Below are 13506 nucleotides of genomic sequence, written 5' to 3'. Positions count from 1 at the left end.
AGGTTGTTTTTTGCATCGTGAGAGCGTCTGTATCCCACCTGCCATAAAGGCTGGCAAGGGGGCCTGGAACATTCGGCAGATTCCGTGTGCGGCACCCCACATCACCACAGTTACTACTTAATTGGGCTGCGAGGTCAGCAGCAAATGCCAGGCGTTTTTCCAGGCGCGGGCGGGCAGTATTTATGACCGCAGCGGCCGGTATGGGCGCAGACTTGCTCTCTTCTCTATAGAGCACTGTCCATTCGCTGACGCGCGCGATCGGCCAACCGCACAAAATACTGCTTGCAGCACAGTGACTGCCGCCCGCCATGCCCTTTCTTGAGCCTCGCCACCCCCAGAGGCCCATAAAAGCGCATAAAAGCGGGGCCTGCCCAAGCCTGGCGCGCACCGCAAACTCTGCTGAGGCCAGCCACCAAAACGGTGGTTTGTATTGAGCGCAGGTCGTTTTAGACGTCATATGCTGATTTCACAGTGGTGTAATGAAGCTGTGCTGCAACGAGGCCGACGTGCCACCAGGGCAGCGAACGCTTGTCACACTCAACGAACTTCAGGACCGCACTCAATGAGCTTTCTTCGCCCCAAATTCATTACGTTCGACTGCTACGGTACGCTGACCAACTTTCATATGGGCACCATGACCCGCGAGATTTTCGCCGACCGCATCAAGCCCGAACAGATGGACCAGTTCGTCAAGGATTTCTCGGCCTACCGCCTCGACCAGGTCATGGGCGACTGGAGGCCGTATGACGAAATCCTCAAGACTGCCCTGGCCCGTACCTGCAAGCGCTGGGGTATCGAGTATCGCGAGGAAGGCCAGCTGTATTACGACGCCGTGCCGACCTGGGGTCCCCATGCGGACGTGCCGGCGGGTTTGTCGAAGATCGCCGACAAGATCCCCCTGGTGATCTTCTCCAATGCCAGCGACAGCCAGATCATGTCCAACGTCGACAAGCTCGGCGCGCCGTTCCACAAGGTGTTCACTGCCGAACAGGCCCAGGCCTATAAGCCGCGCCTGGCCGCCTTCGAATTTATGCTCGACAACCTCGGCTGCGGCCCGGAAGACATCTTGCATGTGTCTTCGAGCTTCCGTTATGACCTGATGCCGGCCCATGACATGAAGATCAAGAACAAAGCGTTCGTTGCCCGTGGCCACGAAGTTCCGGGCAATGCCTTCTATGGCTACCAACAGATCACCGATATCGGTGGGCTGCCAGCGTTGGTCGGCCTGTAACTGCACACCAAGGGGTAAGACATGGGCAGTGAATCCTATTGGCTAGACACCGCACCGGCGTTTACCGGGGCCCAGCTGGGCGACTTGCCCAAGCAGGTCGATGTAGCCGTGGTCGGTGGAGGGTTCACCGGCCTGGCGGCGGCGCGGGCGTTGGCGCGTAATGGCGCCAGTGTGGTCGTGCTGGACGCCGGCCGGGTGATCGGCGAAGCCTCGGGACGCAACGGTGGGCAATGCAACACCGGCGTGGCCCAGGATTACGCCGGGTTGCACGCCAGCCTCGGTGCCGCCAAGGCGCGCGCTTATTACCAGGCCTATGAGAGTGCGGTGCAGTCGGTGGTCTCGCTGGTCGAGCAGGAAGGGATCGCCTGTGACCTGGTGCGCAACGGGAAGCTCAAGTTGGCGGCCAAGCCCCTGCATTACGAAGGGCTTGCACGCACCTGTGAGCTGATTCGCCAGGAAGTCGACGCCGATGTCGAGTTGCTCAGCGCCGAACAGACTCACGCTGAAGTCAACTCGGCGCAGTTCCATGGCGGCTTGCTGCAACGCAACGGTGTGCAAATGCACGTTGGCCGTTTTGGCGTCGGTTTGGCCGAAGCGGCGGCGCGGCGCGGCGCAATGATTTACGAGCACACCCAGGTCAACCACTGGAAGGCCCAGGCGGGCGGCTATCAAGTCACTACCGCCAAGGGCTCGCTGCATGCCGGGCAAGTCCTGCTGGCCACCGGTGCTTGCCAGCATGGCGACCTCGGCTGGTACCGCCGGCGGATCGTTCCGGTGGGCAGTTTTGTCATCGCCACCGAAGTCTTGCCCCAGGCACTGATCGACCAGTTGCTGCCCCGGCATCGGGCCTATGTGACCAGCCGCATGATCGGTAACTATTTTCGCCTGACGCCGGACAACCGCTTGCTGTTTGGCGGTCGGGCGCGGTTTGCCATGTCGGACAGCGTCTCCGATGCCAAGAGCGGCAAGGTGCTGCAAGCGGCGATGTTGAACATGTTCCCGCAGTTGGCGGGCGTGAAGATCGACTACTGCTGGGGCGGCTTGGTGGACATGACGTCCGACCGCCTGCCCCGCGCCGGCCAGCATGGCGGGGTGTTCCACTCCATGGGCTACAGCGGCCATGGCGTGCAGATGTCGGTACACATGGGCCAGGTGATGGCCGAGGTGATGGCTGGCAACGCAGCGGCCAACCCCTGGCGTGAGCTCGAATGGCCGGCGATTCCCGGGCACTTCGGCAAACCCTGGTTCCTGCCGTTCGTGGGTGCCTACTACCGCTTCCAGGACTATTTGCACTGAGTTGCCGTTGTTGCGTCACCGTCGTTTGTTTTTCCAGGACGCTCCGGACAACCGTGAGCACTCGATTCTTCCGATTATCGACAGGTAGCCTTGATATGACTGACAACAAAAATACACCCGAGCTCATTTCCGGCCAGGAAAGCCTGCGGGTGTTCGAAAGTCTCAACCGTGGCATGTCACGCCGCAACGCTTTGCAAATGCTCGGCGTTGCCGGTGTGGCCGCAGCCGGTGCGGGTAGCCTGTTCGGCGCCGCCGGCAAGGTGTTTGCCGATGACGCGCCTGTCGCCGGCAAAGGCAAGCCGGGGGGCAAGATTCGTGTCGCCGGCATGTCCACGTCCACCGCCGATACCCTTGACCCGGCCAAGGGCGCGCTGTCTACCGACTATGCGCGCCACTACATGTTCTACAACGGCCTGACCCGATTCGATAAGCACCTGGTGCCGCAATTGGAGCTGGCCGAGCGTATTGAAAATACCGACGCCACCCTGTGGACCATCACCCTGCGCAAAGACGTGACCTTCCACAACGGCAAGACCCTGAGCGCCGCTGACGTGGTGTTCACCCTGAACCGGCACAAGGACCCGCTCACCGGTTCCAAGGTCATGCCGTTGATGGAGCAGTTTGCAGAGATCAAGGCCAGCGGTCCTAACGAAGTGCAGATTCGTCTCAGCGCGCCAAACGCCGAGTTGCCGTCGATCCTGGCGGTGTCGCATCTTTTGATCGTCCCGGAGGGCACCACCGACTTCAATAAAGGCATTGGCACCGGGCCGTTCACCGTTGGCGAGTTCAAGCCGGGGGTGCGCTCGATTGCCGTGCGCAACAAGAACTACTGGAAGCCGGGCTTGCCGTACCTGGACGAAATCGAATTTATCGCTATCGCCGACGAGCCGTCGCGGGTCAATGCGCTGCTGTCGGGCGACGTACACATGATCAACGAGGTCAACCCGCGTTCCACCACGCGCATCGCCGCCAGTGCCAAACATCGAGTCGTGGATGCGCCGTCTGGCAACTACACTGACTTGATCATCCGCCAGGACCAATTGCCCGGCAAAAGCCCGGAATTCACCCAGGCCATGAAGCTGCTGCTGGACCGTGAGCAGGTCAAGTCCGCGGTGTTCCGCGGGTTTGCCGTGGTCGGCAACGATCACCCGATTGCGCCGGGTTCGCGCTACTTCAACACCGACTTGCCGCAGACGGTCTACGACCCGGAAAAAGCCAAGTTCCTGCTGAAGAAAGCCGGTATGGAAAGCATCACCATGCCGGTCATGGCGTCGCCCGCTGCCACCGGTTCGGTGGACATCGCCGTGCTGTTGCAGCAATCGGCGAAACAGGCCGGGCTCAAGCTCGACGTCAATCGCCTGCCCAGTGACGGTTACTGGTCCAACCACTGGATGAAGCACCCGTTGAGCTTCGGCAACATCAACCCTCGGCCGAATGCCGACGTGATGTTCTCGCAGTTCTTCCAGTCCAAGGCACCGTGGAACGAGTCCGGCTGGCAGAACGATCAGTTCGACCAGTTACTGATGCTGGCACGTGGCGAGACCGATGACGCCAAGCGCGCCAAAATGTATGGCGACATGCAGACCCTGGTTCACGACCACTGCGGTATCGGCGTGCCGGTGTTCATCAGCAACATCGATGGCGTCGACCAGCGCGTCAAAGGCTACGACACTAACCCGCTGGGTGGTTTCATGGGCTACATGTTCGCCGAGCAAGTGTGGCTGGACGCTTGAGGAGGGCAGTGCGATGAATAGCAATACACTGTGGTTGATCTGCCGGCGCTTCGGCGCCGGTGCGGTGACCTTGTTGATCGTGTCCATGGTCGTTTTTGCGATCACGGCAGTACTGCCGGGGGATGCGGCGCAACAATCCCTCGGCCAGTTCGCGACCCCGGAACAGGTGGCGGCACTGCGCCTGAAGCTGGGGTTGGACCAGCCCGGTGTGTTGCGGTACTTGCACTGGTTGATGAGCCTGCTCACCGGCGACATGGGCGTTTCGGTGTCCAACGCGATGCCGGTGGGTGAATTGATGGCGGGGCGAGTGCCCAACACCCTGATGTTGGCGGGTGCCACGGCGCTGGTCTCGGTACCGTTGGCGCTGGTGCTGGGCATCGGCTCGGCGATGGGCCGGGGTGGGCGCATCGACAGCTGCCTGAGCTTTGTCACCCTGGCGATGGTCGCGGTGCCGGAGTTTCTGGTGGCAACCCTGGCGGTGCTGATTTTCGCGGTCAACCTCGGTTGGTTGTCGGCACTGTCGTATGCCAGCGACATTACTTCACCCCTGCAATTCATGCGCACCTATGCCTTGCCGGTGATGACGCTGTGTTGCGTCATCGTCGCGCAAATGGCGCGCATGACGCGCGCCGCAGTGATCGATCAACTCGACAGCCCCTACGTGGAAATGGCGCGCCTCAAAGGCGTCAGCCCGATCCGTATTGTGCTGCGCCATGCCTTGCCCAATGCCATCGGGCCGATTGCCAACGCCATCGCCCTGAGCCTGTCGTACCTGTTGGGCGGGGTGGTGATCGTCGAAACCATCTTCAACTACCCCGGCATTGCCAGCTTGATGGTGGATGCCGTGACCAACCGCGACATGGCGCTGGTGCAGGCTTGCACCATGTTGTTCTGCGCGGCTTACCTGGGCCTGGTGTTGCTCGCCGACCTCTGCGCAATCCTGTCCAACCCGAGGCTGAGAAACCAATGAACAATCTCATTGCGAAGCCCGTGTCCTCTGCCCTGGCACTCGCCAAAGTCTCCAGCGGCCCGTCCTGGTTGGGGCTGGTGGGGGCAGTGGTGTGCGTGGCCTGGTTGCTGGTGGCGCTGTTTGGCCCCTGGCTGGCGCCACACCCCGTGGGTGAAGTGGTGTCCGATAACATCTTCGAAGGCTTTAGCCTCACACACCCGTTTGGCACCGATTACCTGGGCCGCGACATGCTTAGCCGTGTGTTGGTGGGCGCTCGGTTCACCGTCGGGCTGGCGCTGGTTGCGGCGTTGCTGGCCAGCACCCTGGGCACCGGTTCTGCGCTGTTGTCGGTGGTCGCGCCCAAGTGGCTGGACGAAATCATCAGCCGCATCATGGACGCGTTCATTTCGATCCCCAGCAAAATGCTCGCACTGATCATGGTGTCGGCATTCGGATCGTCAGTGACGCTGCTGATCTGCACCGCCGTTATCAGTTATATCCCGGGCGCGTTCCGCGTCGCCCGCAGCATGGCGGTCAACATTGAAGCCCTGGAATACGTACAAGTCGCCCGTACCCGAGGCGAGCGCCGGTTGTACGTGGCGTGCATGGAAATCCTGCCGAATATGCTCAACCCCGTATTGACCGACCTCGGGCTGCGCTTTGGCTACATCGTGCTGTTGCTCAGCGGCATGAGCTTTCTGGGCCTGGGCGTGCAACCGCCAGACGCTGACCTTGGCTCCCTGGTACGGGAAAACATCGGCGGCCTCAACCAGGGCGCGCTGGCCATCATCATTCCGGCGCTGGCCATTGGCACGCTGACTATCGGCGTGAATTTGCTGATCGACCATCTGTCGTCCCGGCGTAGTCGACGTATGGGAGGCCATTGAAATGACTGAATTGATTCGTGTGGAAGACCTGCGCGTGGTCGCCGGTGGTGAGCGTGGCGAGGTTGAAATCGTCAAAGGGGTGAGTTTTTCCCTGAAAAAAGGCGAAGTGCTGGCGTTGATCGGTGAATCCGGCTCGGGCAAGACCACCATCGCCCTGGCGCTGCTCGGTTATGCGCGACGGGGCTGTCGCTTGTCCGGCGGTGTGGTGCAGGTTGGCGAGCACGACATGCTGGCCTTGAGCGAAAAACAGCTGCAAGGCCTGCGTGGCAACCGCGTGTCCTACATCGCGCAAAGCGCGGCGGCGGCGTTCAACCCGGCGAAAAAACTCATTGACCAAGTAGTGGAGGGCGCGTTGATCCACGGCCTGGGCACCCGGGCCGAGTTGCAAGCCAAAGCCATCGGGCTGTTCCGCGACTTGGCGCTGCCAGACCCGGAGCGCATCGGCCGACGCTACCCCCATCAGGTCTCTGGCGGGCAACTGCAACGGGTGATGGCGGCGATGGCGCTGATCAGCGACCCGCTGTTGGTGGTGCTCGACGAGCCGACCACGGCGCTCGATGTGACCACCCAGATTGACGTGCTGCGCGCCTTCAAGCGTGTGGTGCGCGAACGGGGCACCACGGCGGTGTATGTCTCTCACGACCTGGCCGTGGTGGCGCAGATGGCCGACCAGATCGTGGTACTCAATGGCGGGCAGATTTTTGAACAGAGCGCCACGGCGCCGCTGCTCAAAGCCCCGACCCATGAGTACACCCGCAGCCTGCTGGCCGCCGCGCGCCCCGATACCACCATCCGCCCGCCGTGCGGGATTGTCGAAGATGTACCGCTGCTGACCATCCGGGGCCTGACCGCCGGGTATGGGAACAAGAACCTGCATGGAATGCCGTCGATTCGAGTGCTCGAAGACATCGACCTTACCGTGCGACGCGGGCAGGCCATCGGCGTGATCGGCGAGTCGGGCTCCGGCAAGTCCACCTTGGCCCGCGTGGTTGCGGGGCTGCTGACTCCGGCCCTCGGCGGGCTGACATTCGATGGCCAACCCTTGGGCGGCAGCCTGTCCGAGCGCAGCCCCGAGCAGTTTCGACGGATTCAAATGGTGTTTCAAAATGCCGACACCGCACTGAACCCCATGCACAGCGTGGCGACCATTCTCAGTCGGCCACTGAAAATGTATTTCGGCCTCAAAGGCGCGGCGTTGCAAACGCGTATTGGCGAACTGCTCGACCTGGTGCGCCTGCCACGCGCAATGGCCGAGCGGCGCCCCAATGAGCTGTCGGGTGGGCAGAAGCAGCGGGTCAACCTGGCTCGGGCGCTGGCCGCCAAGCCCGACCTGATCCTGTGCGATGAAGTGACCTCGGCCCTGGACACCGTGGTGGGCGCGGCGATTCTCGAACTGCTGCGCGACTTGCGTCAGGAACTGGGCGTTTCCTACCTGTTTATCAGCCATGACATCTCCACGGTACGTGCGCTGTGCGACGACATTGTGGTGATGTACAGCGGCCATAAGGTTCAGGCCGGCAGCCGCCAGTCGTTTGCCGAGCCGCCGTTTCATCCCTACACCGACGTGTTGATCCACTCGGTGCCTGAGCTGCGCCAGGGTTGGCTGGAAAGCTGCGGCGCCACCGGTGGCGCGTTGCCCCCCATCGGCGCGCGCGCCAACGTGCCGGAACTCTGCACCTTCCTCAATCGCTGCCCGGTGCGGGTCGACGGCTTGTGCAACCGCACCGCGCCGAGCCGCCGCAGCCTGGAGAACGGCGGTGAAATCCTCTGCCACCACGACACGGCCCAATTGCTGAACACTCAGCAGGGCGTTACCAGCATGACTTTGGGAGCCTATGCATGAAAGGGCGTTTTGTGAGGTTGGCCGAGCAGGGCCGGCCGACGGTCAGCCTGACCGTGGATGGCGCACCCATCCAGGCGTTGCAGGGCGATACGTTGATGGTTGCCTTGCTGACGCAGGGCAGTACGTTGCGTCAATCGGAGTTCGACACCGGTCGTCGCGCAGGCTTCTGCCTGATGGGTGCCTGCCAGGACTGCTGGGTGTGGACCCGCAACGGCGAACGCTTGCGAGCCTGCTCTAATGAGGTCCGCGAGGGCCTGGATATTGTCACCACACAACCGGAGGCGACATGGCCACTGCACGGGTAGTCATCGTGGGCGCCGGGCCGGCGGGCATTCGTTGCGCCGAGACCCTGGTGAGCGCTGGTATCACACCGATCCTGATCGATGAAAATCGCCGCGACGGCGGGCAAATCTATCGCCGCCAACCCGAAGGGTTTACCCGCGACTATACGACCTTGTACGGCAGCGAAGCCGCCAAGGCCCAGGACTTGCACCAGAGTTTCGATCGCCTGCGCGGCGCGATTGATTACCGTCCCGACACGTTGGTGTGGAACCTCACGCCAGGGCAATTGTGCTGCGTCAGCCAGGGCCGCCACAGCACGGTGGATTACGACGCGCTGATCCTCTGCACCGGCGCCACCGACCGGCTGATGCCCATCGAAGGTTGGCAACTGGCGGGCACCTATAGCCTCGGTGGTTCGCAGATCGCGCTGAAAAACCAGGCAGTGTCGATTGGCCACAACGTGGTGTTCATGGGCAGCGGGCCTTTGCTGTACCTGGTCGCCAGCCAGTACGTGAAAGCGGGCGCGACGGTGGCGGCGGTGCTGGATACGTCGCCGATGAGCCTGCGTATCAAGGCCCTGCCCAAGCTGCTGGCGCGCCCCGGTTTACTGTTCACGGGAATCAAGCTGCTGGCGCAACTGTACCGGGCCAAAGTCGCGGTGCACCTGGGGATCAAGCCGTTGCAGGTCCTGGGCGATGCCGCAAGCGGCGTCAGTGGTGTGCGGTTCAGCACCGCCAACGGGCGAACCCTGACAGTGGAGGCCGACGCCGTGGCGCTCGGTTATCACTTGCGCCCGGAAACCCAACTGGGCGACCTGGCCGGCTGCAAGATGGCGTTCGATGAGCCTTCAAGCCAATGGTGGCTGGCGGTGGATGACGCGGGACGCACTTCGGTAAACGGTGTATACGCGGCCGGCGACGGTTCGAAAATTCGCGGCGCCGATGCGGCCGAGCACGCCGGGCGCCTGGTGGCGCTGACCTTGCTGGAAGATTTGAAGCAACCTTTCGATACCGGGCTGCGGGACGCGCAACGCCAGGCGCTGGACGTGATGGACCAGTTCCGCCTCGGGCTGGCGCAGGCGTTCCCCTGGCCCAGCGAACAGGCCAAGGCCCTGCCTGACAGCGCGATTGTGTGCCGCTGCGAGATGATCAGCGCCGGCGATCTGCGTCGCACCGTTAGTGAGAAAGGCGCCTGCGAAGTGAACCGGGCCAAGGCGTTCAGTCGGGTCGGCATGGGCCGTTGCCAGGGCCGATATTGCTCCCAGGCGGGGGCGGAAGTGATCGCGGCCGCTGCTGGCGTGCAGGTTCGGGAGGTGGGCCGCCAGCGTGGCCAGGCACCCGTTAAACCGCTGTCGATGCTCACCGAGGAGGTCGCTCCATGAGCGTGCAAAAAGCAGACGTGGTGATTGTTGGTGGTGGCCTGATGGGGGCGGCGAGCGCCTTTTTTCTGCGCAGGCGTGGCCAGTCGGTGATCCTGCTGGAGCGCGATCAGATTGGCCAATACGCCAGCGGCGTGAACTTCGGCAACGTGCGCCGGCAAGGGCGCTTCCTCGGCCAATTGGCCCTGGCCAACCGTTCCTGGGCGCTGTGGAAGCGTTTGCCCGAACTGATCGACGACGACCTGGAATTCATCGCCAGCGGGCACATGCGCGTGTGTTATCGAGAAGATGAAATCGCTGAACTTGAGGCCTACGCCGCCGCACCTGAAGCGGCGCAACTGGACCTGAAAATCTATCGCGGCGCCGAACTGCGCCAGCGCTTCGGCTTTCTTGGCGCGCAGGTCAAGGGCGGCTCCTACGCGCCCCACGACGGCCACGCGAACCCGCGTTTGGCCGCACCGGCGTTTGCCCGCGCGGCCAGGCGCCTGGGTGCACAGATCGAGGAGCGCACCGAGGTCGCCGAGGTACAGAAGGTGGGTGGGGATTTTCATGTCACCACCACCGACGGCCGCCAGTTCCATGCCGCGCAGTTGTTGATCACCGCCGGTGCCTGGGGCCAGAAACTCTCGGCGCAGTTCGGCGAACCGGTGCCGCTGGATACCCATGGCCCGCAAATGGCCGTGACCGAGCCGGTGCCGTATGCCTTGCCGACCGTGATCGGCGTGTACACCAAGGTCCCTGAGGAAGTGATTTACTTCCGCCAGATTCCTCGTGGCAATATCGTTATCGGCGGCGGTTACCGCAGCAAACCGGACATGCTCAACCGTCGCGCTCAGGTCGAGCCGCGCAGTATTCTCAACCAGATCAACCAGATGCGCCGCCTGCTTCCCGGTGTCGGCAACCTCAACATCATCCGCGTATGGAGCGGCATCGAAGGCTACCTGCCGGACTCGTTGCCGGTGATGGGGCCTAGCGGAACCGTCGACGGCCTGTTCTACGCCTTTGGTTTTTGTGGCCACGGCTTTCAATTGGGCCCTGGGGTCGGCGATGTGATGGCCGAGTTGCTCAGCACCGGCAGCACCAGCACCCCGATCGAGCCGTTCTCCATCACCCGCTTTGCCCTTCCTGCCGCACAACGGAGCCAGGCCTCATGAAACCCCGCGTTCTCGAGATTCTCAAACAACTGATGGCCTTCGACACCGTGTCGTCGGTGTCGAACATGGCCCTGATCGACTACGTGCGCGACCTGCTGCTGACCAAGGGTATCGAGTCGCTGATCGTGCGGGACGAAAGCGGCAAGAAGGCCAACCTGTTTGCCAGCACCGGCCCCAAAGACCAGCCCGGCGTGCTGCTGTCCGGGCACACCGACGTGGTGCCGGCGGCGGGGCAGGCCTGGACCTTTCCCGCCTTCGCCGCCACCGTGCAGGACGGGCGTATCTATGGCCGTGGCAGTTGTGACATGAAGGGTTTTATTGCCCTGGCCATCGACGCGATGCTGGATGCAGCGGACCATCGCTTGAGCCGCCCGTTACAACTGGCGTTGTCCCATGATGAAGAGATCGGTTGTGTGGGCGTGCGGCGCTTGCTTGACGTGCTGCACCTGGCGCCGGTGCGCCCGTTTCTGTGCATGATCGGTGAGCCGACCAATATGCAGTTTGTGTTGGGCCACAAGGGCAAAGGCTCTTACCGCACTTACTGCCGTGGCCTGGAAGCCCATTCATCGCTGGCGCCGCGTTCAGTGAATGCGATCCACGTCGCCTGCGACTTTATCGGCGCCCTGCGCGAGAGCCAACAACAGCTGCAACGCCATGGCGCCCAGGACAACGACTACGACGTGCCCTACAGCACCGTGCATGTCGGGCAGATTGTCGGCGGCAAGGCGCTCAACATCGTGCCCAACCTGTGCACCCTGGATTTTGAGGTGCGCAACCTGCCGGCCGACGACCTCGATCAGTTCCTGGAACAGATGCGCGAGCGCGCCGAAGTGATCGTGCGTGAGGCGCAGAAGCTGTCCAGCGTGGCGGCTATCGAGATTGAAACCATCAACGTCTACCCGGGTCTCGACACGCATCCCAGTGTCGAAGCGGTGCACTTCCTCAAGCAATTCGCGGCGCCGGACACCGGCACCTCGAAAGTCTCGTTCGGTACTGAAGGCGGCTTGTTCAAGCAGCGCCTGGATGTGCCGGTGGTGGTGTGCGGGCCGGGTTCCATCGAGCAGGCGCACAAGCCGGATGAGTTTGTCGAAATCAGCCAGATGGAGGCCGGCGAGCGATTTTTGCAGGGCTTGCTCGGCTCGTTGAAAGGCTAGGCGCGTGCTGGTAGAGCCTGCCGTCCCGGGTTGATTTTCAGCACGCGACACTGCTGGAAGCGCGCTTTCAGCATCCTCATCCGCGGCACCTGCCTAGACTGGAGGCTGTCTCGGATCAGGACTCGACCATGCTCAAGAATCGTTTGAAAGACCCCAGCCTGCTGGCAGAACTCGCCTATGTGAATGGGCAGTGGATTGGCGCCGACAACGCCGCGACCCTGGACGTCATCGACCCGGCCACCGGCCAATTGATCGCCCGGGTCCCGGCCATGCAGGGCGGGGAAACCCGCCGGGCCATAGAGGCCGCCGACAAGGCCTGGCCCGCCTGGCGCGCACGCCCGGCAGCCGAACGCGCAGCGCTGCTGGAGCGCTGGTACCAGGCCATGATCGACAACCTCGACGACCTGGCGTTGATCATGACCTGTGAGCAGGGCAAACCGCTGAACGAAGCCAAGGGCGAAATCCGCTATGGCGCCGGCTTCGTCAAATGGTTCGCCGAAGAGGCCCGGCGGGTCTACGGCGAAACCATGCCGGCCCCCAGCGGCGACCGCCGCTTGCTGACCCTCAAGCAACCGGTGGGCGTCTGCGCGGCGATCACACCGTGGAATTTCCCTAACGCGATGATCACCCGCAAGTGCGCGCCGGCCCTGGCGGCCGGTTGTCCGATCATCGTCAAGCCGTCTGACCTGACGCCGTTGTCGGCATTGGCCCTGGCGGTGTTGGCCGAGCGCGTCGGCATCCCGGCCGGTGTGTTCAACGTGTTGACCGGCATGCCTGCCGGCATTGGCGAAGAGCTGACCAGCAACCCGACGGTACGCAAGATTTCCTTTACCGGTTCGACTGCCGTCGGCCGCTTGTTGATGCGCCAGAGTGCCGAACACATCAAGCGCTTGAGCCTGGAACTGGGCGGCAATGCCCCGTTCATTGTGTTTGACGATGCGGACCTGGAGCAGGCCGTGGCCGGGATTATGCTCAGCAAGTTCCGCAACGCCGGCCAAACCTGTGTCTGTGCCAACCGGATTCTGGTGCAAAACGGCATTTACGAACGCTTCGCTCAACGGCTGGTAGAAGAGGTGGGCAAGCTCAAGGTGGGCAATGGCCTCGACACCGACGTCACCATCGGCCCGTTGATCAACCTGGCAGCCGTCAGCAAAGTCACCCGGCACATCGATGATGCGCTGAGCCAGGGCGCACAGTTGCTTTGTGGTGGTATTCCCGACGGCAGCAGCCAATTTGTGCAGCCCACGGTCCTTGGCGACACCCACGCCGGCATGCTGTTGGCCAACGAAGAAACCTTTGGCCCGGTCGCACCGTTGATGCGGTTCACCGACGAGGCCGAAGCCCTTGCGCTGGCCAACGCTACGCCATATGGCTTGGGCGCCTACTATTTCACTCAGGACCTGCGTCGTTCATGGCGGTTCGGTGAGGCACTGGAGTTCGGCATGGTGGGGCTCAATACCGGCATCATTTCCATGGAAGTCGCGCCGTTCGGCGGCATCAAGCAGTCTGGCCTGGGCCGTGAAGGCAGCAAGTACGGCCTGGATGAGTACCTTGAAGTCAAAGCCTTCCACATCGGCGGGCTGTAATTCACAGACATCG

The 13506-nt window shown here is 62.6% G+C and carries 11 protein-coding genes; all 11 read left to right on the top strand.

What is annotated here, in order from left to right; translation table 11 throughout:
* Window positions 1-562: 562 nt before the first annotated feature.
* The 11 genes from CEC48_RS02400 (at window position 563) to CEC48_RS02350 (ending at window position 13493) form a co-directional block, all read left to right on the top strand.
* Window positions 563-1231: a haloacid dehalogenase type II gene (locus tag CEC48_RS02400; RefSeq protein ID WP_088422276.1), complete on the top strand. Its 669-nt coding sequence runs from the start codon at window positions 563-565 to the stop codon at window positions 1229-1231.
* Window positions 1232-1252: 21 nt separating this feature from the next.
* Window positions 1253-2527 carry an FAD-binding oxidoreductase gene (locus tag CEC48_RS02395; RefSeq protein ID WP_088422275.1) on the top strand — a complete coding sequence of 425 codons (1275 nt, stop codon included), beginning with the start codon at window positions 1253-1255 and terminating at the stop codon, window positions 2525-2527.
* A gap of 95 nt (window positions 2528-2622) precedes the next feature.
* Window positions 2623-4260, top strand: a complete 1638-nt coding sequence (locus tag CEC48_RS02390; RefSeq protein ID WP_088422274.1) for an ABC transporter substrate-binding protein — start codon at window positions 2623-2625, stop codon at window positions 4258-4260.
* 13 nt (window positions 4261-4273) lie between these two features.
* Entirely contained in the window at window positions 4274-5230 is a 957-nt protein-coding gene (locus CEC48_RS02385) for an ABC transporter permease (RefSeq protein WP_088422273.1), read from the top strand.
* Window positions 5227-6096, top strand: coding sequence for an ABC transporter permease (locus CEC48_RS02380; RefSeq protein WP_088422272.1), 870 nt, complete (start codon window positions 5227-5229; stop codon window positions 6094-6096). Before CEC48_RS02385 ends, CEC48_RS02380 begins: the two co-directional genes overlap by 4 nt.
* A gap of 1 nt (window position 6097) precedes the next feature.
* A complete protein-coding gene (locus CEC48_RS02375; protein ID WP_088422271.1) occupies window positions 6098-7939 on the top strand; it encodes an ABC transporter ATP-binding protein in 1842 nt (613 codons plus the stop codon).
* Entirely contained in the window at window positions 7936-8244 is a 309-nt protein-coding gene (locus tag CEC48_RS02370) for a (2Fe-2S)-binding protein (RefSeq protein WP_088422270.1), read from the top strand. The genes CEC48_RS02375 and CEC48_RS02370 overlap by 4 nt, the downstream gene beginning before the upstream one ends.
* Window positions 8226-9602 carry an NAD(P)/FAD-dependent oxidoreductase gene (locus CEC48_RS02365; RefSeq protein ID WP_088422269.1) on the top strand — a complete coding sequence of 459 codons (1377 nt, stop codon included), beginning with the start codon at window positions 8226-8228 and terminating at the stop codon, window positions 9600-9602. The genes CEC48_RS02370 and CEC48_RS02365 overlap by 19 nt, the downstream gene beginning before the upstream one ends.
* Entirely contained in the window at window positions 9599-10753 is a 1155-nt protein-coding gene (locus CEC48_RS02360) for an FAD-binding oxidoreductase (protein ID WP_088422268.1), read from the top strand. Before CEC48_RS02365 ends, CEC48_RS02360 begins: the two co-directional genes overlap by 4 nt.
* Window positions 10750-11907: an acetylornithine deacetylase gene (gene argE, locus CEC48_RS02355; protein WP_088422267.1), complete on the top strand. Its 1158-nt coding sequence runs from the start codon at window positions 10750-10752 to the stop codon at window positions 11905-11907. The genes CEC48_RS02360 and argE overlap by 4 nt, the downstream gene beginning before the upstream one ends.
* Before the next feature lie 128 nt (window positions 11908-12035).
* The gene (locus CEC48_RS02350; protein ID WP_088422266.1) at window positions 12036-13493 is read left to right on the top strand and encodes an NAD-dependent succinate-semialdehyde dehydrogenase; all 1458 of its coding nucleotides are present in this window, start codon (window positions 12036-12038) and stop codon (window positions 13491-13493) included.
* Window positions 13494-13506: the final 13 nt, after the last annotated feature.

It is taken from the genome of Pseudomonas sp. K2I15, assembly GCF_002204795.1.
Classification (GTDB): Bacteria; Pseudomonadota; Gammaproteobacteria; order Pseudomonadales; family Pseudomonadaceae; genus Aquipseudomonas.
This window is presented reverse-complemented; position numbering and strand designations above follow the sequence as displayed.

Excerpts from the sequence above, each read along its gene's own strand:
- CEC48_RS02365 (WP_088422269.1), top strand. The coding sequence starts at position 8,226 with ATGGCCACTGCACGGGTAGTCATCGTGGGCGCCGGGCCGGCGGGCATT.
- CEC48_RS02350 (WP_088422266.1), top strand. The coding sequence starts at position 12,036 with ATGCTCAAGAATCGTTTGAAAGACCCCAGCCTGCTGGCAGAACTCGCC.
- CEC48_RS02385 (WP_088422273.1), top strand. The coding sequence starts at position 4,274 with ATGAATAGCAATACACTGTGGTTGATCTGCCGGCGCTTCGGCGCCGGT.
- CEC48_RS02380 (WP_088422272.1), top strand. The coding sequence starts at position 5,227 with ATGAACAATCTCATTGCGAAGCCCGTGTCCTCTGCCCTGGCACTCGCC.
- CEC48_RS02390 (WP_088422274.1), top strand. The coding sequence starts at position 2,623 with ATGACTGACAACAAAAATACACCCGAGCTCATTTCCGGCCAGGAAAGC.
- CEC48_RS02395 (WP_088422275.1), top strand. The coding sequence starts at position 1,253 with ATGGGCAGTGAATCCTATTGGCTAGACACCGCACCGGCGTTTACCGGG.
- CEC48_RS02400 (WP_088422276.1), top strand. The coding sequence starts at position 563 with ATGAGCTTTCTTCGCCCCAAATTCATTACGTTCGACTGCTACGGTACG.
- CEC48_RS02360 (WP_088422268.1), top strand. The coding sequence starts at position 9,599 with ATGAGCGTGCAAAAAGCAGACGTGGTGATTGTTGGTGGTGGCCTGATG.
- argE (WP_088422267.1), top strand. The coding sequence starts at position 10,750 with ATGAAACCCCGCGTTCTCGAGATTCTCAAACAACTGATGGCCTTCGAC.
- CEC48_RS02370 (WP_088422270.1), top strand. The coding sequence starts at position 7,936 with ATGAAAGGGCGTTTTGTGAGGTTGGCCGAGCAGGGCCGGCCGACGGTC.
- CEC48_RS02375 (WP_088422271.1), top strand. The coding sequence starts at position 6,098 with ATGACTGAATTGATTCGTGTGGAAGACCTGCGCGTGGTCGCCGGTGGT.